General features: G+C 40.0%; 22 protein-coding genes. 16 read left to right on the forward strand and 6 right to left on the reverse strand.

Annotation, left to right across the window (positions count from 1 at the left end; translation table 11 throughout):
- The first annotated feature begins 7 nt into the window (after positions 1-7).
- The 5 genes from DTOX_RS09100 (at position 8) to DTOX_RS21435 (ending at position 4,720) form a co-directional block, all read left to right on the forward strand.
- Positions 8-2,797, forward strand: a complete 2,790-nt coding sequence (locus DTOX_RS09100; protein ID WP_015757407.1) for a LamG-like jellyroll fold domain-containing protein — start codon at positions 8-10, stop codon at positions 2,795-2,797.
- Between the two features lie 37 nt (positions 2,798-2,834).
- Entirely contained in the window at positions 2,835-3,068 is a 234-nt protein-coding gene (locus DTOX_RS09105; protein WP_015757408.1) for a BhlA/UviB family holin-like peptide, read from the forward strand.
- Positions 3,061-3,687: an N-acetylmuramoyl-L-alanine amidase gene (locus DTOX_RS09110; RefSeq protein ID WP_015757409.1), complete on the forward strand. Its 627-nt coding sequence runs from the start codon at positions 3,061-3,063 to the stop codon at positions 3,685-3,687. Before DTOX_RS09105 ends, DTOX_RS09110 begins: the two co-directional genes overlap by 8 nt.
- A 49-nt stretch (positions 3,688-3,736) precedes the next feature.
- The gene (locus DTOX_RS09115) at positions 3,737-3,961 is read left to right on the forward strand and encodes a hypothetical protein (RefSeq protein WP_015757410.1); all 225 of its coding nucleotides are present in this window, start codon (positions 3,737-3,739) and stop codon (positions 3,959-3,961) included.
- Between the two features lie 114 nt (positions 3,962-4,075).
- Positions 4,076-4,720 (forward strand): CAP domain-containing protein, encoded by a 645-nt coding sequence (locus DTOX_RS21435; protein WP_015757411.1) that lies wholly within the window; start codon positions 4,076-4,078, stop codon positions 4,718-4,720.
- A gap of 165 nt (positions 4,721-4,885) precedes the next feature.
- Here the strand turns inward: DTOX_RS21435 and DTOX_RS09125 are convergent, their stop codons facing one another.
- The 4 genes from DTOX_RS09125 to DTOX_RS09140 form a co-directional block, all read right to left on the reverse strand.
- On the reverse strand, positions 4,886-5,167 hold the full coding sequence (locus DTOX_RS09125; RefSeq protein ID WP_242652575.1) for a hypothetical protein: 282 nt from the start codon (positions 5,165-5,167) through the stop codon (positions 4,886-4,888).
- A gap of 107 nt (positions 5,168-5,274) precedes the next feature.
- Positions 5,275-6,408, reverse strand: a complete 1,134-nt coding sequence (locus tag DTOX_RS09130; RefSeq protein WP_015757412.1) for an IS630 family transposase — start codon at positions 6,406-6,408, stop codon at positions 5,275-5,277.
- A gap of 26 nt (positions 6,409-6,434) precedes the next feature.
- Positions 6,435-6,743 (reverse strand): hypothetical protein, encoded by a 309-nt coding sequence (locus DTOX_RS09135; RefSeq protein ID WP_174260362.1) that lies wholly within the window; start codon positions 6,741-6,743, stop codon positions 6,435-6,437.
- A 12-nt stretch (positions 6,744-6,755) separates the two neighbouring features.
- A complete protein-coding gene (locus DTOX_RS09140) occupies positions 6,756-7,178 on the reverse strand; it encodes a DUF3795 domain-containing protein (protein ID WP_015757413.1) in 423 nt (140 codons plus the stop codon).
- Between the two features lie 342 nt (positions 7,179-7,520).
- On the opposite strand from DTOX_RS09140, the gene DTOX_RS09145 reads away from it, so the two are divergent.
- From DTOX_RS09145 to DTOX_RS09175, 7 genes are all read left to right on the forward strand, one after another.
- Positions 7,521-7,976 carry a helix-turn-helix domain-containing protein gene (locus DTOX_RS09145; RefSeq protein WP_015757414.1) on the forward strand — a complete coding sequence of 152 codons (456 nt, stop codon included), beginning with the start codon at positions 7,521-7,523 and terminating at the stop codon, positions 7,974-7,976.
- 135 nt (positions 7,977-8,111) lie between these two features.
- Positions 8,112-9,794, forward strand: coding sequence for an IS1634 family transposase (locus DTOX_RS09150; protein WP_015755906.1), 1,683 nt, complete (start codon positions 8,112-8,114; stop codon positions 9,792-9,794).
- A gap of 199 nt (positions 9,795-9,993) precedes the next feature.
- Complete coding sequence (locus DTOX_RS09155; RefSeq protein ID WP_015757415.1) at positions 9,994-10,416, forward strand: hypothetical protein; 423 nt, start codon at positions 9,994-9,996, stop codon at positions 10,414-10,416.
- Positions 10,417-10,536: 120 nt separating this feature from the next.
- Entirely contained in the window at positions 10,537-11,184 is a 648-nt protein-coding gene (locus tag DTOX_RS09160; RefSeq protein ID WP_015757417.1) for an ATP-binding protein, read from the forward strand.
- Positions 11,177-12,436, forward strand: coding sequence for a DnaB-like helicase C-terminal domain-containing protein (locus tag DTOX_RS09165; protein ID WP_015757418.1), 1,260 nt, complete (start codon positions 11,177-11,179; stop codon positions 12,434-12,436). The genes DTOX_RS09160 and DTOX_RS09165 overlap by 8 nt, the downstream gene beginning before the upstream one ends.
- Before the next feature lie 31 nt (positions 12,437-12,467).
- The gene (locus tag DTOX_RS21440; RefSeq protein ID WP_015757419.1) at positions 12,468-13,286 is read left to right on the forward strand and encodes a BRO-N domain-containing protein; all 819 of its coding nucleotides are present in this window, start codon (positions 12,468-12,470) and stop codon (positions 13,284-13,286) included.
- On the forward strand, positions 13,279-14,229 hold the full coding sequence (locus DTOX_RS09175) for a toprim domain-containing protein (protein WP_015757420.1): 951 nt from the start codon (positions 13,279-13,281) through the stop codon (positions 14,227-14,229). The genes DTOX_RS21440 and DTOX_RS09175 overlap by 8 nt, the downstream gene beginning before the upstream one ends.
- Here the strand turns inward: DTOX_RS09175 and DTOX_RS09180 are convergent.
- A complete protein-coding gene (locus DTOX_RS09180) occupies positions 14,226-14,957 on the reverse strand; it encodes a LytR/AlgR family response regulator transcription factor (RefSeq protein WP_015757421.1) in 732 nt (243 codons plus the stop codon). The genes DTOX_RS09175 and DTOX_RS09180 overlap by 4 nt on opposite strands.
- A 12-nt stretch (positions 14,958-14,969) precedes the next feature.
- The gene (locus DTOX_RS09185; protein ID WP_157862893.1) at positions 14,970-16,301 is read right to left on the reverse strand and encodes a sensor histidine kinase; all 1,332 of its coding nucleotides are present in this window, start codon (positions 16,299-16,301) and stop codon (positions 14,970-14,972) included.
- Between the two features lie 326 nt (positions 16,302-16,627).
- Here DTOX_RS09185 and DTOX_RS09190 point away from each other — a divergent pair, with 326 nt between their 5' ends.
- The 4 genes from DTOX_RS09190 (at position 16,628) to DTOX_RS09205 (ending at position 21,182) form a co-directional block, all read left to right on the forward strand.
- Positions 16,628-17,188: a sigma-70 RNA polymerase sigma factor region 4 domain-containing protein gene (locus DTOX_RS09190; protein ID WP_015757423.1), complete on the forward strand. Its 561-nt coding sequence runs from the start codon at positions 16,628-16,630 to the stop codon at positions 17,186-17,188.
- 67 nt (positions 17,189-17,255) lie between these two features.
- Positions 17,256-17,945: a hypothetical protein gene (locus DTOX_RS09195; RefSeq protein WP_015757424.1), complete on the forward strand. Its 690-nt coding sequence runs from the start codon at positions 17,256-17,258 to the stop codon at positions 17,943-17,945.
- An 86-nt stretch (positions 17,946-18,031) separates the two neighbouring features.
- The gene (locus tag DTOX_RS09200) at positions 18,032-20,299 is read left to right on the forward strand and encodes a DNA polymerase (RefSeq protein ID WP_015757425.1); all 2,268 of its coding nucleotides are present in this window, start codon (positions 18,032-18,034) and stop codon (positions 20,297-20,299) included.
- The gene (locus DTOX_RS09205) at positions 20,283-21,182 is read left to right on the forward strand and encodes a phage antirepressor (protein ID WP_015757426.1); all 900 of its coding nucleotides are present in this window, start codon (positions 20,283-20,285) and stop codon (positions 21,180-21,182) included. The genes DTOX_RS09200 and DTOX_RS09205 overlap by 17 nt, the downstream gene beginning before the upstream one ends.
- Positions 21,183-21,185: the final 3 nt, after the last annotated feature.

Raw genomic sequence — 21,185 nt, forward strand, 5'->3', positions numbered from 1 at the left:
CGGTGTATTGACCTGTACCGGAGGAACGGAGGCTTTTCTTTTAAAAAATGAACTTGTTTTAAGTGACTTCGAGTTAGAGGCTACAACGGATCAGTCTGCCAGAGGATTACTTGCCGGTAGATACCAGGATATTAATAATTATTACTATGTGGCATTGGTTGACAATACTGATTATGCTGACGGCAAGGGTTATATTAATGTCGCCAGACGGGTTAATGGTGTGGGTTCGGAAATAGCTTATGCAAGAATAGACTTTCCTCGCGGCACTGCTAAAAAGGTAAAGGCCGCATTTTATGGAAGTACCATTGAAGTGTGGTTTGATGGTATAAGAGTTATAAGCACGAATGATACGTCCTTTGCTGGGGGTGCTGTTGGAATAAGACAAAACTCGCCTAATCCCAGTACAACGACAAGGGTATTAGACTTTAAGGTATATTATGCAAGTAAGGGTATTTTGATTGAAACTGCAACGCAAAACATGGTAACCCCGTCTCAGGGTACTGTTGAAACGGACTTATCGGGTATTTCTAGCTGGTTTCAATATGGCCAGGGTTCTCTTGTAAGGGATACGACTACTAGCTGGCAGGGGAGTGCTTCGGCAAAGATAACCTCAACATATAACGGCACTCAATTCTGTACCCTGCAAATGGCCTGCTATGGTAGTTGGATTCCTGTAACTGCAGGACAAACTTACACATTTTCAACTTACACCAAGATGAATGTTGCAAACAGGTCATTGGTTGCAACTGTATGGTTTTTTGACAGTAGCAATAATAGGGTGGGCAACGCGGCTTATGGGCCGACATGCCCCTCTACTACCTGCTGGAATAGATTATCATTAACTTTTACCGTTCCTTCGGGGGTGGTAAATATTTATTGTGAAATAGCATGTCAAGACATGCAAAACGGAGACAGCCTTTGGGGTGACGGTGCTCAAGTTGAGCCGAGGACTTACCCGACTTCATGGCATATGCCTTGGTGGGGATGGCGACAAACGGATTACCTATCAATACCAACAGCAGGCATTATGGCTGCGTCGCAGGGAACTGTAGAAATGACTGTTTACATTGACCCTAAGACGGTACACAATACGAACAACGATTGGAACATGCCTTTTGCGGTTGTCACAAGACAAGAATCTCCATATGCGGAGAAGAATCAATTTTCCATTCGGCGTAGTATAGGCACATTAAGCTGGGCATTGTGGGTTAGTAACTCCTCTGGCTCGGTTAGCACGATAGGCTTTGGTGACATAACAACCCCAGGCACATATAACTTTGCGTTTAAGTGGGTGTCCGGTGTCGGTGTATATACTTACCTTAACGGAGTATTGAAAAGCTCTGGTACCGCATCCTGCTTACCTAGTGGGTTTGACACTAATGTCTTTATCGGCTCATGGGACGGTTATAATCAAGCACACAACGCACCGATTTTTGACCTGCGAATCTCCTCTATTGCCCGGTCAGACACAGAAATACTCGCTGCCCATAACTCAGGTATGCCCTTTCCCGTAGACGAAAACACGACTTATAAGCTGGGCTTTGACGGAACTTTACAGCCTACTGTCAAAAAATTCGGGATGAGGGTTATGTCAGGCGAAATTGGAGTGGGTTCCGGGGTTAAGATGGAGCAGGACGGCCTAAAGGTTTACGATGGTTCCGGTACGCTAAGAACCCACTTGGGACAATATACACCCGGCAGTTACGGTTTAAAGGTTGTTGGTGGCGAGGTATACGCATCAACCTTTCGCACCAGTAACCCAGGTGTTGACAGAGGCTTAATTGAGTTAAGTCAAAGCGGCTCTTTAAAAGCTATCGGGCCATCCGGAAAAACATCGTTACTGATAACAGCTGCTAACAATGACCAAGGTAAAATAGAGCTTTATGACTCCAGTGACACAGTTAATGAATATGCCAAAATTTTCATTAACGGTACTTCTACAAAAGACTTATTGATTCAAACCCATTCTAGCCATGCCAGCGGTATTAACTTAATGGTAAGCAACACCGGCGAATCGCTTACCCTGGGGCCGGTTAGCGGTATGGACACCTACAGGGGAATACGAATGAGCCGCATATCGTCCGACTTGAACCCTTATTATTCCGACTATTTATCTAATCCGTCAATGGGTAGCACAACGTATAAGTGGTATAGGGTTCGGGCTTATTATGTTACCTCCGGGGATATGTGCTTTGAGGAAAAAAACTGTGCCATTTGTGGTCAGCCGTTTCAATCCGGCGACATACTGCATTTACTGGTTCATACGATTCACGAAGAACATGGCACCATGACCATACCCATCCATGACCAATGCAAAGGCATCCCGAAGGTGCTTACTATTGACATTCCTGAAACTGAGGAGGAGTATTATCTCGACTCTGACGGCGAAGTTAGAAAGCGAGTAGTCCTGGCATATGAGGAAAAAGACGAGGAGATTTCTGAATTAAAACCCGGCTATTTTCTTGACGAGAAAAACGGCAATTTTATGAAGGAAGCGTTTAAGACCAAGATAGCCAGGGAGGGAGTTGAATCAAAGAAAACACCGCATGGGGTTAAGTTTTTCGAAGGTGATAAGGAAGTAACTTTGGACGAAATCCTGGAGGAAGTAGAAATATTCCCAGAGGAACAGGTTAACGGAATTGAAGCGGTAACGACCTCTCAGGTGAAGAAAAGGTCAGTAAAGACTAAAATGGTTAATATTGAAATAGGTAAACCGGCTGATAAAACTGAGGAAATCAAGATTGAGCCGGGGGAGCAGGCAGAACAAACCGAGGAAGTTTTAGAAGGGCGTGAATAACGTCTTTTTTTTATTTTCTTCAAAGGGGGACGGGTTAGTGGATGACGCGATTATCAAGGGGGCTTTAGAGCAGGGAATATGGGCAGCACTATTTGTTTCCCTTTTCTATTACCAGTTAAAAGAAAGTAAGCACCGAGAGGAGCGATTAATGGCTTTTATTGATGACATTGCACAGCAGTTTAAAATTCTGGACAGCAGGACTAACAAAATTTCTTGTGATATTGATGACATTAAAAAACAACTTAAGGGCAGGAGGACTTCTAATGGTTAATATTAGCGTAGATTTACTGTCGGTAGGAGCTAAGAACAGACCAGGTAATCCAATGACTCCGAAGTATATTACTGTTCATAATACGGGTAATACTGCCAAGGGTGCTGATGCTTTAGCTCATGCTGCTTTCTTGAAAAACTCGAATGATTCTACTGGATGGCATTTTACTGTTGACGACAAAAGGATTGTTCAGCATATACCCTGTTGGGAAAACGCCTGGCACGCAACCGATGGGCATGGGCCGGGCAATGTTTCTAGTATAGGCATTGAGATTTGTGTTAACTCGGATGGTGATTACGAAAAAGCAGAAGCTAATGCCATTGAGCTAATCCGTTACCTGATGGACAAGTATAAGATACCGCTAACAAACATTGTGCCACACCAAAAATGGTATCCAGCTAAGTATTGCCCATATAAAATTTTACCGAGGTGGAATGAGTTTATTAGTGAAATTAAACAGCCGGATAAGGTAGTTTATACTGTAGTGGCTGGTGATAACTTAACGAAAATTGCTGCCAAGTTCGGAGTATCCTTGGCCGCCATCAAAGGTGCGAATTCGCAGATTAAAGATTTTAGCCTGATTCACATCGGGGATAAGATTAATATCCCGTTAAGCTAATGACTAAGGGGCCAGTAGGCTCCTTTAATAAATTATAGGGGGTTATCTAATGTTTGAAGCAGGCGTGGTTGTAGCTGTTATTATCGCTTTGGGCCAATTTGTTAAAGGATACTTGGGGGCTAAGTATATTCCGTTAGTAACCATGTTTCTGGGCATCATCGGCGGCTATGTTTACTTGCCTCATCAAGCCATCCAGGATGCTGTGATGAATGGTGTTATAATGGGTCTTTCCTCTAACGGGCTATTTGATATGACCAAGGTTATTAGAAAGTAAACATTCGATGGGCCGGAAGACGGCAAGTATACTGTTGTAATCAAGTATACATTCTGTAAACACCCGCTGGCTGAAGCTGGCGGGTTAAACTTTTTTTCGAGGGGGAATCGCTTAATGAAGGCAAAAAAGTTAAATATAATTCTTGTGATGGTAGCTGTAGCTATATCTCTCGCTGTCTATTATTACAGCACCATTAGGTTGACTACTGCGACAAAAGGCACAATAAGCCCAGGAAGTAATGTTATTTACACAACTAACAGTCAATCCGTTTATAACCTACTGAAAAAATATGGCTTCAACGTAAAGATGGTTACTAACAACACAAAACCGTCAAATCCTGCACTGGCTCCTACCTCGACAACCGCACAGGGATTATCTGCCGACGAGCAGACTATGTTTAATCTGGTCAATAAAGAGAGGGTGGCCAACGGGTTAAAGCCGCTGGAGCTTGATATGCGATTGGTTAAGACCGCCAGACTGAAATCGCAAGATATGGTTAAACTCGGTTATTTCGACCATCAATCGCCAACTTACGGCTCACCGTTTGATATGATGAAGCAATTCCGTATTAGCTTTAGCTACGCTGGGGAAAATCTGGCCGGGTCACCGGATGTTAATACTGCTCATGTTAACTTGATGAACTCGCCGGGCCACAGGGAAAACATTCTGAGGCCAGAGTTTACCCATATTGGGATCGGTGTTTTTGATGGTAGCCGTTATGGTAAAATATTTACTCAGCAATTTATTAGGGTGGAATAGAATCGCGTATAATGGAAAACTCGCTGGCTATTGGGGGCTAGCGAGTTAACTTTTAAAAAGTTTGTGTTGCTTTTCAATAATACTGGATTGGTAGTTGATTAAGTATGAAAAAAAGTAAGAAATATGTGTGCTAATATTAGTTTTGTATGTTAACTTAATTTATCGTCAAAACTTTTCTTGCCAAGATTTTTTCCACTGTTCAAAATTGATATAAGGGTTTAGTTCAGAAAATTGTTTACCATCTATAGACCAGATCATTTCGTCTCCCAGTTTATTTTTCCCTATAACTACTGGTCTGGAATAACCGCCTATAGCTTTGTTATCCACCATAAAAACATATATTGAAGTTTTTCCTGTCGAATGGATATCAACAAAATGACTTAATGGAGTCCATTCATCTAAAGGGTGGTTCTGAACGATGAACTTTTCAACAGTAATATTTTCCAATAGATATTTTTTGGGGTTAAAATTCTGTACTGCCCACTCTTCTAGTAGAACGATTCCTAATTAACATATCAATAAGCTAGTTAAATAATATAATTTCTACTAATAATTTAAATTATTTCAATATCATCCATTTTGTACTTCCAGCGGTAAACAGTAGGACAATCATTAATTTCTTTTATATATTTGTAAATTCTATCTTTTAATTCTTCTTTAGTTTTTACCCTAATAGCCCTCAGCATTGATTTAGCCATTTTGCCAAAAAATGATTCAATTAAGTTCAACCAGGATCCATGTTTTGGTGTAAAAACAAATTCAAAACGATTTGGGACAGTACTAAGATAAGCCCTTGTTTCTTTTGAAATATGAGCGGAGTGGTTGTCCAATATAATTACTATTTTCTCTATATCTTTGTAGTACTCACTTATCATTTTTAGAAACTCTACAAACTCAATACTACGATGGCGGTCTTCTACTTGAGCTAAGATATGACCTGTTACCAAATCAATACCGGCCATGAGACTAAGTGTACCATGGCGAACATATTCATAATCACGAGCAAGACATGAATACGTTCCAGGAGAAGGAGAAAGATCCGGAGCAATATTTTCTATAGCTTGAATACCGGGTTTTTCATCATATGATATATAAGCATACATTGATTGTTCATCATTTTTTGATACCATTTCAACTTCTTTATAGACATATAACACGTTAGCCATTTTTTGTTCAAATTCTGGATCCCTTTTTTCCAAGTAATATTTAATTTTATGTGGCTTAACATTGTTTGCTGAAAGTATTTTTGATACTGTACCTTTTGCTAGATTTTGCAGGGTTGGATGGCCATTTTCTACACAATGATTTCGTGCATGTTTGGCTAATAAATCTGTTGTCCATAATTCATAGCTATATCCAAATTCCTTAGGTTTTTGGCAAGCAAGAGAAACAAGCCACGCTTTATCTTCTTTGGTTATTGTATCCGGCCTGCCTGAACGAGGAAGATCATTGAGTGCTATATCTAAGCCAAATTGTAAAATTTTATCTATATGTCGTTCTACTTTTGCACGGTTAGTCTCTAATATTCTACCAATTGAAGCTATTGTTTCTCCTTGATGATACAAGAGAAACATTTTAGCCCGTTCAATATGACTCACACTTTCTGTTCTTGAATGTATAATTTTTTCTAATCTATTTATTTCTTCTGTTGTCAAATCTAATTTTGCTCTTTGACTTATGAATGGCATAGTTTGGTCTCCCCACCTGTTATGTATTATAGGAAATTATATACCATGCCGATTTGTGGTTCAATGATAATTAAGAATTGCTCTACTAGATATGGTTCTTGGATAATCTTTTCTTTTGTTAGTACATATTTTTCACTTATACCATCGTATGATAAAATTTTATAGCCCTTGCCCTTATTCTCAATATACTTTTTTGAAACATTTTGACTGGTTGTTGTGTTCTTATCAGGTTCCTGTAAAGGATTTGAGCCTTTTATTGTGTTTGAACAACCCACCCCTAAAAGTAGTACTATTACTAACAAGAAATTGGTTGCATAGCGTTTTATTTGTAACACCTCCCAATTTTGCTAGTCGTTCAATTTTATATTGCCCTTGAAGTAAGTCTCTTTAACGTTTAGGGCTTTTTCCTGAGCCCATTTCTCCAGTCCCATTTTTTTTATCAAGCAGGAATTAAAAACTTTAGTATTGTGTGGTCTCTGGTCGGCTTGATCAGCGTATGGATGTAAGTAATCACACGGAAAATCAACACAATCGCAGCAAAGGCTTATCTCCTTTTTCCGAATACATTGATAAATGTAACACGGTTTATTTCTTCCAATGGCAGCGATTACTCCAGCTTCATTACGGCAACCATGGCATACGGCTTTTTCCGTTGGAACATTAAGCCGGACAGCGACAATCTTCCTTATTTTCTCATCGGTGTTTGCCAGATAAATGGGACAATTAAAGCAGTCCAACCCACAAGGTGCGGTCATGTTTTGATAGTCCATACATACCCTCTCCTATCATGGTTTTTGCATCTTGTTAATGTAAATCATATAGCTGTTCTTGTATAACCCTAAATCTTTTTCAGATAGACATAAATTGTTTCAAAGCTAATAGTACCTATTAGTAATTAATTCCACATGAAAGCAAAATCTCCTTTTATTAAACAAAATAATCTACACAAATGAATTATCTAAAGAAAACCTAATAAATGAATTTATGCTCGCTGAATTTGCGAGTTCTTTTTTTGTCCCCAAAAATTAACACGTCACAATCGAAGCTGTTTTGCTGATTATATATATAGGAGGCGATGACAACGAAAAATTTAATCACTGGAGGTATGCAAAGTGGAAAACGAGATATTCATCAAGATGTACCGGAGTGCTTTTACCTCTGGTCTAGTACGCGAACTAGGGGCAACTCGTTGGGCCGTTCTCTGTGCCATCGCTTCCTACATGAACGAGGATGGAGAAGCCTGTCCGACCCAAAAGCAACTCGCTAATGATTTGGGTCTATCGCTAAAAACTACCTTAAGTCACATAAAGTACCTCGCTGGTTATCGCTTCAACGGTCAACCGATATTAGATAGGGAATATAGGAAATCGGCAAATAATGCCTTCGTCTACAGCTACTACAAAGTATTACCAACAGCACAACTGACAATATTTAGTCAAAAACCTATCGGTATAGAAGATGAACACATGCAAAAAGTACACACAAACAATACAGCTTATATAAATACTAATAATATTAATAAATATATAAATCCCACATTCCGTACCCTTAAGGAAATAAATCAATAATTATTACAAACAGATAAACTTAGGCTGAAATTTAAATATTTTTTGTTGAAAAATGCAATGGTAATAGATGTTTTTTTGCAGGAGAAACAAGCAATGATGTCAAATGCCTCCTTAATAGATTAGGAGGGTAAGTAAATGGAAAACCAAATACTACAAAATATTAATAGCTTACAGGTGGGGCCCAGCGCAATAATAGCTGCACTTACCCGAGAAATAAATTTAGTACAAATCATTAACAATCAGGTAATCTGGGATGAAAAACAATGTAATAATTCACCAGGCCTTTATGTAGAAGCTATGATTATAAACATATTGACAGACCGAAAACCTTTGTACCGAGTATCTGAATTTTTTAAAGATATGGACGTAGAAGCATTATTTGGTCCAACGGTACAAGCAACTGATTTCAACGACGATGCTTTAGGAAATACATTGGATCGATTAGCTGAATCAAATCTAGACCATTTGTATTCTAACATAGTTTTACAAGCACATTTAAAACACCGTTTTAGAGTAGATTTAGCACATGGTGATACTACATCCATTACTGTTTATGGAGATTATGCCAATGCTTCGTCGGAGACATTAAACATAGTTCGAGGATTTAACAAAGACGGCCATCGGGACTGCAAGCAGATAGTAGCTGGTGCAGTAGTAACTCCCGAAGGAATACCTCTTATGGGAACAATAAACGATGGCAACTTAAACGATGTGAAATGGAATCAACAAATAATCGAACAATTGCCGGAAATGTTAAAATCACTTAATAGTCCAGAAACCATATACGTAGCTGACTCAAAACTGGTTACCATAGATAACCTAAAACATTTAGCCAAGAAAAACATTCGCTTCATATCCCGAATTCCTGAGACATTTGGAATAGTACCGTCACTTAAAGATTGGGCCTTTCGCCAAGATAAGTGGCAAGAAATAGAGAATATATTGCCGGATAAAAACGCTGCTGTATATAAGCTTCAGTCCATAAAAGTGAAATTGGGCGACCGTCGTTACCGGTTTATTATCGTACATTCATCAAATCTTGATCAAAAGAAAGAAAAAACATTGAAGCGTACTGCTGAGAATGAACAGAAAAAACTAGAAAAAATCTGTAAAGAAATTGGTAAACAAGAATTTGCTTGCGAAAAAGATGCCATCTCGTACTTAAGACATATGAAAAAGAAACAGGACGGACAGTTCTACCATTTAGATGCAGAAGTAATTGCTGAAGAAAAAAAAGGTGTAGGGCGCCCCAAAACAAAAGAAAAGTCCCCCATAAAAATAGTTTATCGCATAAAGGCTATAGTTAGTGTAATGGATGAAACGGCCTGGCAAATGGCAAAAGAAAGGGCATCAACATTTGTACTGATCACCAATTTAAAAAATCCAAGGGAAAATACAGCAGAAACAATCCTTCGGCATTACAAAGAACAAAACACAGTGGAAATGCGCTTTCGCTTTCTAAAAAACCCCGCAATATTAGGTCAAGTCTTTTTGAAAAAGCCGTCAAGAGTAAAAGCACTTGGATATATATTCTTGATAACCATGTTAATTTATGCACTTATGGAACGTAGAGTTAGACAAAATCTAGCCGCAGAAGGGAAAGTCCTTCAATTAAGCTATCGTTCAAAAGTTAAACAACCAACAGGAATGTTGATTTTGCAAGAGATGACGAACTTTACAATAATTCATATTACCCGTAAATTAGGAAGAAGAGAGAGGTATCTACCAACCAAAACAAGCAAACAACAATTAGAAATAATCCGATTGACAGGATTTGATGAGTCGATATACCTAAAAGAATTATCTATAGTATCATAAGCCCATAACTACTCACCCTAAAATGTTAAATTTGTTCATTAAAAACATTAAGGTGTTTTACATTTATTACAATGTAAATATATTTAATTAATGTAAATATAAAGTTCAATAGTGAGGTATAAAAAGTGCAAATTCAATAATATGTCATGTTAATAAAAGTAAATTTATCGGCCTAAAGCAAAATTGCTTGTGTTTGTATATGCTAGATGCGGAACGTGGGATAAATAACTATAATAACGATATTAACGAAGATATAGAGCCTACCACCAATATCACCTTTGAAACACCTAAAGACATAATAACCTACTTTTGCACGAAGTACCTCGAACATTATGAAATGAACTATTCAGTCAATTGGGGCCGGGATGCAAGCTTGGTTAAAAATAAGCTAATCAAACACTTTACGCCAGATGAAATAAAAGCCATCATTGATACAGTATTTGCTGAGTATGACCGCAGATGGAAAACCCAAAAATACCAGCGACCAACCATAGGGGCATTAACAACCTGGATGGCTCGTGAAGCTTATGCCATATACCGTCAAAACGAGGTAACAAATGTACCGGAGAACGGTGGCTATGATTTCGAGATAATCATGGCACGCCTCAGACGGAGGGATTAGCTATGACCCAAAACTGCTTGTTAGCCTCAAAATGCAAAGGGGCCGGAACGGTAGATTGGTGCAATTCCTTATGTTACGGCTGGGCAAAGTTGCATGGTGATAGTAGGGGGTATCTGGGGCTTGGCTGAGATTCCAAAGGCTTGTGCCAGGGCCACTTTTGATTCAATTCCGTTTACCCGTGATAACCCACAGGCCGCCATTGCTGTAAAAGAATACTGCAAGGACATAAGCAGGAAAGTGGCAGAAGGTATAGGATTTTATTTTTTTTCAGTACCGGACAAGAGTAATCCGAAGGGAACCGGCAATGGCAAAACGACCGCTGCCTGCACGATACTCAACGAATTTATAGTGGCCAGGACTATCGAACACATGCAACATAAGCGGCTAATAGCGGAGATTCCAGGCTATTTCGTTAACGTATCGAAATTTCAAAACGCATATAACAAACAGTTTCGGGGGCCGAGGGATATGCAGGAGGAAGCGAGTCTGACGTATTACCGGCTCAAGGAGCTTATGATAGTCGTAGAACTGTTGGTTATGGATGACATCGGTATTCGTGATGCCACAGATGCCTTCAAAAATGAGTTCTATGAGGTTATAGATGAGCGAGTAAGCGAAGGACGAGCTACCATCTATACCAGTAATGAGCCTTTAAGCAGAGTAGCAGAACTCCTTGATGTGCGGATTACAAGCCGTATTGAGGGCAGTACCCTTCCCATCACCTTCAAAGGTGCAGATAAACGGAAGGGAGGGCTGTTTAGTGATTGAGGCACAGCTATTATCGAAAATTATAGAGAATAACGATTTTTCCATCTTGAACAGGTATAACGTGGGACTGGTAGATTTCCCTACGCTGGGCGAGGTTTACCTGTTTGTGCGAGATTATGTTAAAGATAACGGCCAGACACCGGATTATCGAACAGTTGCAGCAGCCTGCCCGGACTTCGATTTTCAGCCGGAAATAAGGGATGAGTACAAATACCTATGCTCACGATTAAAGGCTACCACAGCCAAACGTCAGGCGTTTGAGCTACTACAGCACAAGGCTGCTAAGAAGTTCAGCGAGCTTCCAGGAGATAAATTCGTGGCGTGGCTCAAAGAGGAAACCCAGCGGATTGAAGCCACAACCATGATTCGCATAAACCAGGGCACTAACTTTGCCACCAACGGTGAGGATCGAGCCATGTGGTACGCTGAAGCCAAGCTGAACAGAACCAGGCAGTATATTCCGACCCCTTACCCTTCCTTAACCGACGCTTTGGGCGGGGGCTTTGAAATTGGTGATTATATACTGCTCTTGGCCTTTACCAACCGGGGCAAATCGTGGATAGCTTCGCATGTAGGTCTAATTGCCTGGGAAAATGAATTTACAGTGCTTCACTATTCGCCTGAGTTATCCAAACGACAGCAGGCGTTAAGGTTGGATACCTTAAAGGGCCATTACGATAATACCAAACTTCGCCGGGGTATCTTGGATAATGAAGTTTCATATTTAAAATATCTGCAAGATTATAACCCAACATCAAATAAGGTGCCTTACATTATTAAAACGATGGAGGACTTACCTACCGGGCTATCCCTGGAAGTTATAGAAACAGATATTCAGGCCAATCCGAATGTGAAACTGGTAATCATAGACGGCTTTAACCTCATGATTCACGGTAAGGGTCGGATGCGTGATAGCATGACCCAGACCTCCAGGCAACTCCGGCAAATATTCGGGCGGCATAAGGTAGCAGGGATGGTGGTACATCAAACTCCAGGAAAATCCGAGAAGGATAATAAGGAAATTGCTGAGAACGGGGCCAGATTGGTCAAGCCACCAAAGCTGACTGACTACTCCGAAACTGTAGCTGTTATTCAGGATGCCGCGACAGCATTAACTTTCGATGCCTGCGACGGTATAGGTCGTATCAGCATAGAGAAAGCAAGGGAACCAAACGTGGGCAAAGTAATAGAACTACGGTGTGACTTTAACCGGGGCTTTATACAAGAACCTGATTTAGCAGCACTATTTTAACACAAAAATATTATTTTGGAGGGATATTAACATGACTAACAGCAACATGAACGAGCTTCAAAAAGTATTTAACTACGAAGGGCAACAAGTGCGAACTGTGCTGATTAATGGAGAGCCTTGGTTTGCTGCAAAAGATGTATGTGATATTTTAGAGATAAGCAATTCCAGACATGCTACTTCTAGGCTACCTGAGAGGATGAAAGACACCGTCGTTCTAAGCGACGCTGTCGGCAGAACTAAAGAAATGACTATAATTTCCGAGCCGGGTTTATATAAGTTGGTTGTCAGAAGTGATAAACCGGAAGCAGAGAAGTTTACTGATTGGGTGGTAGAAGAAGTCCTCCCGTCAATCCGCAAGACTGGCACATACAGTAATCGCCACACCGAAATAGACTTACTGCTAGCTTCAGCCGAGTGGCAGGTGAGGGCTGCGCGGGAGATTATCAGTATCAAACAGCAGTTAAAAATAACCGAAGAACGCCTGGATGATACGGTAGAGAAAACTGGTAAAATATTTAGTTATTTAACCGATGTTCCTGATCGGGCCAAAGTTAACCGAAAAATAAAAGAGCTTGCCCGGTGCCTCTTTGGGGGAAAAGTAGATAAAGCGACCAATTATGTTTACGACATAATAAAGGATAAATACGGTATAGATGTTTTCCAGAGGGTTAAAAATGCAAGAGTTAAACTGAACCGTGAAAGAAGTTTGCAGGGCAAGGGGCCATATGCCGAGTCTACTTTAAAACAACTAATAAGCGGGATGGACATTGTTGAAAGCGAGGAATTATTAGATGAAATGATGGAAATTATCGTTGGGCTACTATCTAAAGGCTATAAAAAGGATGCTTAATATTAGAGGCTACCAGTTAGATGTTGATGTAGCCAGGGAACTCCGAAGCTACGACTGGTCAAAACCAAGGTGGACAGGCACAAAGTTTCTTGCCTGTTCACCGTTTAGGGCTGACCGCATACCATCCTTTGTCGTATGGCTGAATTACGGAACGTGGACTGATTCCGGTGCTGATGATGAGGACTGGAAAAGTGGTAATTTTGTTAAACTGCTGGCTTTCTTGAGAAACGAATCCTACGAGGAAACAGAGGATTATCTGCTTTCGGAATACTGTATCTCTTACAGTAATGCCGAACATCTCCAGTTAAACATTGATCTGACTCAAACCCAGGTAAGTACCGACCTGCTTAATAATGACATATTAAAAAGATACGCTTACCGGCATCCATACCTTGAAAAACAGCGTGGCATTGAGGAAAAGTGGCAGCAAGGTTTCAGAGTCGGTTATTGCAAAAAGAGCCATGCTGTTACTTTTCCCTGGTTCGATTATCGTGGCGATTTAGTTAATATTAAATTCCGTAGTGTTATAGATAAAAGATTTTGGTACTACTCCGGGGGCCAGCCGGTCAAAAACCACATCTACGGGCTGAACTTTGTTATTAAAACGCGTAAAAATCGGGTTTATATAGTGGAGAGCGAGATTGATGCTATAACATTATGGCAGGCTGGACTGGCCGCAGTTGCTTTAGGCGGGGCCAACCTAACAAGGCAACAGCGTAACCTTTTATTGCAATCACCTGTAGAGGAACTAATTATAGCAACCGATAACGACCTGGCCGGGCAAAGAATTGCTGATAGTATCGTAAGACAGTTAAGCGGATACCTGGATATAAAAAAAATTAACCTGCCAGAACAGGTTAAAGATGTTAATGAACTGGATAAAGATAAACTCCTCAGAATAACCACTCACACACACGCAGTTGAATTTCCACCTTTTATTTAGGCAGTAGCCAAAAGGCTTTCCAACTTGGCCATATATTCTTTATGGACTACTGCTACTTCACTTATTTTATCCAAAACTAAATCATATGTCCTTTTGCCAGATGAAGTCTGGATAAGTTTTATCTTGGTAATATTGACAATGTTATACCTGTGGCAACGTGCGAATATCTTGCTGTCAAGCATCTCCTCAATTTTATCCAAGGAGTCGCTGGCCAATAATTTCGTGCCATCGTTTAAATGTATCCATGTGCCTCTATTAACCTTATTCACAAGTACAATATCATCACTATTTATAAGGGCATGTCCCTCTTTTGTTTTAAGCATTAACTTTTTTGATTGCTTATTGTTTCCTGTTATTGAGACAATAAGTTTATTGATAGTAGTTTTCAGTCGTTCCTCAGTATAGGGTTTTAATAAATAGTCAACCGGATAGCAACTATAGGCTTCAAGAGCAAAATCCGAGTAGCCTGTGGTAAAAATCGTATGCACCTTATTTGTACTATTATCATTATACTCCGATATGGTACGGGCGACTTCCAAACCATCAATACCCGGCATATCAATATCTAAAAATACTACATGAGGTTGTTTAGACATAATAAGCTTTAAACCATCGATACCATTTTCAGCTTCTCCAATAAGGTTAATATGGGGTATTTCTGATAACTGGTGTTTAAGTCCTATAATTGCTTCTTTACAATCCTCGATAATAGCCGCATTTAGTATCAATTCAGCTCACCCCTAACCTTTAAGCGGTATAGTGCTAAATAAAGTTATTTTATTAATATCAAACGCAACCTCTAATTTACCACCGTATTTGCTTGATATATCCTTGATAATTGATATACCGTGACCGTGTCTGCCGGTTGACAGTTTTGGCTGATTTATTCTCTTAATAAATTCTTCTTCTGTAATACTGCCGCTGTTGCTGGATTCAATGTGCAACATATCTGCGGTACGAGAAACACTTAAATCAATTCTTTTTATACCTATCTCTATATTTTTTAGTGCGTTCATAGCATTATCCAATAAATTTCCGACTACGGAATTTAGGTCGTGATTACTTATGGATAAGCCTTTCAGACTGCCTGTGATATTAACATTTATATCTATATCAAGCGACTCAGCAATACATATTTTTGCATATAACAGAGCCATGAATTCAGGATTATCCGTTTTTATTAACTCATTATGAGAGCACAGGGCATGGTAATTATCCCTGATATATTCCTTGGCTTTATCGTATTCGCTGGCATTTAGAAGTCCATAAACGGTCTGTAAGTGGTGATTATGATCATGCTTTTGCCTACGTATGGATAGAAAAAGATTCTCCAGATATCCAAGATTCTTAACAGCAGTTTTGGCTGCCCACTCTTGTTCCAGAATTCTAAAGACTTTTGTAATACCATAAATAGTCATAGAACCTAATATAAGTATCAATAATACATCAATTCTGGTAAGTATAGTTAAGTAGTATTTAACCTCATCAGCACCAATAAATAACTTAATTGCACTATTTATGAGGATAATGCTGATGACCGGGATTAATAAGAGCAGCACCATAGTAAATAAATTATTGGTAAAACGTGTGTCAATATCTAAGTTTGACCTCTTTAATAAAGCAAATAAATTTAAATCATATCTGGTACAAACATAAGCGATAACGAATAAAAAGCCCCCGATAGATAACATAAGAGTATAATTTGCAATTAAGTTTTGACCATGAGTGAACATCTGCTCGGTTAAACCAAAAATCTTTAAAATTATATATAAAACTGGTCTTTCAAAAAGTGACCATAAAAAATGGCTTATGGTCGGAATAAATAAAGCAGTCACAAGGTTCAGTTTTAAAACCAAATGACAGAAAGCTGTTAATGTCCCAAATAGAACTAAAATATTTAGTCCTGGTGGCAGATGAAATGAGCCAACGATTCCGAATGGAACTATAGCAACTAAAGCAAGCAGTAAAATTTGCTTCCTGTTAATGGGAACCCCAATGAGTGCGCAGCCGACTACTACATTAGTGACAGCCGGTAATATTCCACAGAAAATATAAATAAGTACAGTATTCAAAGTGATATGTGGCACCTTATCACCCTTTCTAAAATTATAATAACTGCCCACTTGTGCATCGAAAACTACCCACTTGTGCAACGAAACCGCCCACTTGTGCAAAGCCTATTTACACCCCCACACCGGGGATGTTATAACTAATGACGTTGGCGCGAGTGACGAACAAAGTCACTCAAAAACAGACGGAACTTAATAATAAACTAATTTAAACATTAATTAAAGGTTTATGTTCCGGGAAGGGAGGAAACAAGTACCATGTCACAATTCAATCTAATTTGCTGATTATATATATGAGAAGTAAACTGAACAAGAAGGAGGCGACAACTTTGGACAACTGGATAGACAAGCAAGCACTAAAATATGCCCAAACTAAAGAGCCTGCTATTTTTGAAGATATCTTTCGCAGACTGAAGCCAAAGTTAGACAGGCTGGCTGACCGCAACAGTAACAAATATGCTAGCCTTCGAATACCTGCTGAGGATTATAAAAGTTATTATTATGAGGCCTTATGGAGGGCAGCGGAAAACTTTAACGGAAGAACACCGTTTATCCGAAGAGTAAACCTGATGCTGTATGAAAGTGAAGTACGGCTGTACCGTTACTATGCTTCAAAAAAGCGAGCTGTTTTTTTAAAGGAAATAATCGATGATAGGCATATGCTGATTGTAGAGTTTGATACAGCTGTTGAAAATGAAATGCTCGAAGGTTTTTTGCAGAATACCTCCGAGCGAAATAGTAAAATAATAAAACTTTTACAGATTGGCTGTACAAAACAAGAAATAGCTGATGTACTCGGTTGCAGTTGGTACAACAAAAAAGCTAGAAAGACTGTGCAGCGAGCAAAAGATCAACTACGCCGGTTTATTGCAGTAAACCAGGCTAGTTAGAAATAAAATTCACTTACATTATACCGAATCAAATGACTAAAAACAATAACTATGGGGGGTTGAAATCATGTCAGTTATTACAGCCAGAGGTAAAGAAGCAAAGGAATCTGCGAATCAAAAAGGTGCCAATATCGACTATAAAAAAGTATATATACGATTAAAGGATGGCGAAAGTGTAAGGGTTAGGCTACTTACACATGAGGATTATGTTGAGTACAAGGCACATGGTTCCTACGGTCTGGGTATCTGGACTCAACCCTGCCTGGAACCAACAGGAAAACGCTGTGCTTTATGCGAGGCAGCTAAGACCCAATATAACGATGATTTTAAAAACCTCTACGCAAGGAAACGCTATCTATTCGCGATGGCCGATATAGATACAGGTGAACTGCGGGTATTTGATGCAACCAAAGGACAAGCTACCGGATTAATAGATACCATTGAACAGTACGCAGAGGATTTGAATGAGTTTGCCTTTACCTTCAAGCGTATTGGCAACAAAACTGAAACAAGTTATATATTAAATCTCATTCCAAAATTAAAAGCCGATGATAAACAAAAGTTTGCCGCCTTTGAAAATGTGGTGGTAGATGATAATTTCTTTGATTCTGTTCTATTTGAAAGAACCTGGGAACAGCAGATTGAAAATCTGGTTGAAGCAGGCTTTCCGGTGGAAACTTTAGGGACAGCACCTTCTGCCATTGCCGAAGAAATAACACCTGTACAAACCATAGAAAACCCGGATAGTGTATTTTAATAGGAAGTTAAAATTTCCAGGAGAGGGCGATTGCCTTACCCTCTCCTTTTTTATTGCCAAAAACAGGTCTGATGGAGGTGAAATCAGTGGAGCTTACTGTTGATTTGCAACCAACAATGATAGCCGAAAAGCAAAATGAACAGGAAGCTATGTTACGTGCAAAGGAAGCACAGGAAAAATATATAGAGGCTACACGGGAGCCGGAGTGGGAAGATGCCTGGCAGATTAAAGTATTTTCGAAAAAAGCAATAACCGAAAACCCTCGCAATAGAGAAAAGGCCATAGCTGTAAAAAAGGCATGTGAAGCTGGTGAAATTAGACTTGACATCTCTTCAAAAAAGTTAAGTTGTGCGGCAGTGTTTAGGTTATGGAGGGAACTACAACAGCAGGATACTGCAAGAAAAATCAATGAACTAATCGCCAATACTCCTGCCAACTACCGGCTGGTACAAACCGAGGAGCAGCTCGATCAACTGGTAACAGACTTGCAGCAGGAGGACGAAATTGCTGTTGATACTGAAACTACCGGGCTTGATGTTTACAACGATGTTATCGTGGGACTTTCATTTACCTTACCAAAGGCTGACTATCACGTTTACATCCCGGTGGCTCATAAAGTAGCCGGACAACAGTTAAGCCGAAGGGCCGTTTTGACAGCGTTGAAGCCGATATTGACCGATGTAAACATTGGAAAGATACTCCATAACAGCAAGTACGATATTCACATGCTCATTCGGCACGGACTGAGGCTCCGGGGTATTAAACATGACACCATGATTGCAATGGCAGTATTAAATGAAAATGAACCAACCCTGGCATTAAAGAACCTGGCCACAAAATATGGCAAATACTTCGGTTTTGAGGATAAAAGCTACACCTATGAGGAACTTTTCGGTAAGACATCTTTTGCTGAAATACCCTTGGATGCCGCTTTAGTTTACGCGGCCAAGGATACACACCTTACTTATGAATTATATAAGTGGCAAAGACAGCACCTGAACCAGAAGGAAAGCCTGCGTCTAATATACGATGAACTGGAAAATCCTCTAATTGATGTTTGCGTAGATATGGAACAGGCTGGATTTTTAATAGATATGGATTTTGCCATGGAATACAAAGCAGAATTGAAGGGCGAAATTGCTGGGTTGGAAGCGAATCTAACGGAACATTTCGGGGATATAAACTTTAACTCACCGCTACAATTGGCCGCTGTGCTGTACGATAAGCTAAAGTTACCTGTAATCAAGGGAAAGGAACGCTCAACCGACGTTAAGACATTGAAAAAATTAAGAGATGAAACCAAACACGAGGGCATTGACGTTCTTCTCAAATACCGGGAGTTAACCAAGCTACTGGGGACTTACGTGGAAGCTTTGCCACAGTTAATTAAAAAAGATGGACTGCTACATGGTTCCTTTAACCAGGTGGCAACGGTAACGGGTCGCTTTGCAAGCCGGGAGCCGAATCTGCAAAATCTGCCCCCACGGGCACGCCGTCTAATTGTTGCTCCAGAAGACTCGCTAATACTGGGCGTTGACTTTTCGCAGATTGAACCGAGGGTATTGGCTCATATGTCTGGCGACCCTCATTTACAGGAACCCTACTTGAAGGGCCAGGATTTATACAGCACACTGGCCAGCCGGGTATTTAAGGTATCTTACGAAGAATGTGGCGACGATTCGAAATACCGCAAGATGATGAAAGTAGGGCTACTGGCCGTTATGTACGGAACTTCCATGTGGACTTTAGCTGACCAGTTAGGGATTACCGTGGAGGAAGCTAACCAATTTATCGAGGACTTTTTTGCCACTTACCCGGATGTTTACGCTTTTATTTGTGCCACTCACGAATTTGCCAAGCAAAATGAGTATGTGGAAACTCTTTACGGACGGAAACGCCGTTTCCCTGGGCACCGAGAGAAAGCCATTGTCTACGATAAGCTGGCCACTGAGATATGTGAGATACTGGGAACCAAAGCTGTGCCTTATGATTACTGGCAATATAAAAAGGAGTTGCCTGTTATACTACGCAGGCAATTCCGGGCAGTTAAAGGGGAAGTGGAACGGGTACGCCGGATGGCTGTAAACGCGAGAATTCAAGGAACAGCCGCAGACATTATGAAAAGAGCTTTAATCAACCTTTATAACGATGGTAGGAAGATTATTGGTACGGTGCACGATGAGGCTCTTTTGATAGTTAACAAAAATATTACTCTTGCCGAGGTGGAAAAAATCGAAGCCTGCATGATAAGGTCTGCAAACCTTAACGTTCCTATTCGTGTTGACACTGAACTTTCCACCCGCTGGGGTACAGGAATTAAGAAGGGAGCTTACTTTAATGGAAATGTTGCGTGAAATAGAACTGGCTGATAGCAAGGGTGTTACCTACATGGCAGATAAAAATCTGAATTATGAAATGGGAGGAAATAAAATGACTAACGCATTAGCTATTACAAACGAAATGAACAGGATTCAAAGGGTATTTAATTATGAGGGCCAAAAAGTGCGGACGGTACTGATAAATGGTGAGCCTTGGTTTGTTGGAGTCGATGTATGTAATATATTGGAAATAAATAATAGTCGTCAAGCTATTTCATACTTAGATGTTGATGAAAAACAGACAATACCGTCCCGGAGTTTGACCGTCATTAATAGTGACAGTCAAAAAGGTGGAGCACAGTATATTACCATAATAAACGAACCGGGCTTATATTCTTTAATTCTTAGAAGTCGTAAACCAGAAGCAAAAGCATTCAAACGCTGGATCACTCACGAGGTTATTCCCTCCATTCGCAAAACAGGGGCATATGAAATGCCGGGAATTGTTAAAGACTATTTGGCCATGTCAGAAGAAGATCGGGCGATTGCGTTTTTTAAAAAGTCGAAGGAATTTAAAGTCTTGGAAGCAGAGAATAAAATTTTAAAACCCAAGGCCGGTAAATATGACGACTTCTTGAACAGCGATGGAGTATTCGATTGGGACGCAATTTCAAGCACCTTGGATATAGGAAGAAACACAATGCTTCTTGAACTCCGGGAAAGAGGTTACTTACAAAAGAGAAAGGGTAATAACTGGAACTTAGCTCTCCGCCGCTACGAGGAAGCTGGTTGGTTCGTGACAAAGGCCGTTAGCCAGTGGACAGATAAATTTGGCAATGAATACCCCAAATATAAAACATTTGTTACTCCAACCGGGCTGGATAATTTAATTGAGCTGTTCAGGAAATGGGGGTATTAAAAC

The organism is Desulfofarcimen acetoxidans DSM 771, assembly GCF_000024205.1.
GTDB lineage: Bacteria > Bacillota > Desulfotomaculia > Desulfotomaculales > Desulfofarciminaceae > Desulfofarcimen > Desulfofarcimen acetoxidans.

Bases quoted from the DNA above. Each gene is read 5' to 3' on its own strand.
- DTOX_RS09110 (WP_015757409.1), top strand. From the start codon at position 3,061: ATGGTTAATATTAGCGTAGATTTACTGTCGGTAGGAGCTAAGAACAGA.
- DTOX_RS09115 (WP_015757410.1), top strand. From the start codon at position 3,737: ATGTTTGAAGCAGGCGTGGTTGTAGCTGTTATTATCGCTTTGGGCCAA.
- DTOX_RS21435 (WP_015757411.1), top strand. From the start codon at position 4,076: ATGAAGGCAAAAAAGTTAAATATAATTCTTGTGATGGTAGCTGTAGCT.
- DTOX_RS09130 (WP_015757412.1), bottom strand. From the start codon at position 6,408: ATGCCATTCATAAGTCAAAGAGCAAAATTAGATTTGACAACAGAAGAA.
- DTOX_RS09140 (WP_015757413.1), bottom strand. From the start codon at position 7,178: ATGGACTATCAAAACATGACCGCACCTTGTGGGTTGGACTGCTTTAAT.
- DTOX_RS09150 (WP_015755906.1), top strand. From the start codon at position 8,112: ATGGAAAACCAAATACTACAAAATATTAATAGCTTACAGGTGGGGCCC.
- DTOX_RS09155 (WP_015757415.1), top strand. From the start codon at position 9,994: ATGCTAGATGCGGAACGTGGGATAAATAACTATAATAACGATATTAAC.
- DTOX_RS21440 (WP_015757419.1), top strand. From the start codon at position 12,468: ATGACTAACAGCAACATGAACGAGCTTCAAAAAGTATTTAACTACGAA.
- DTOX_RS09175 (WP_015757420.1), top strand. From the start codon at position 13,279: ATGCTTAATATTAGAGGCTACCAGTTAGATGTTGATGTAGCCAGGGAA.
- DTOX_RS09195 (WP_015757424.1), top strand. From the start codon at position 17,256: ATGTCAGTTATTACAGCCAGAGGTAAAGAAGCAAAGGAATCTGCGAAT.
- DTOX_RS09205 (WP_015757426.1), top strand. From the start codon at position 20,283: ATGGAAATGTTGCGTGAAATAGAACTGGCTGATAGCAAGGGTGTTACC.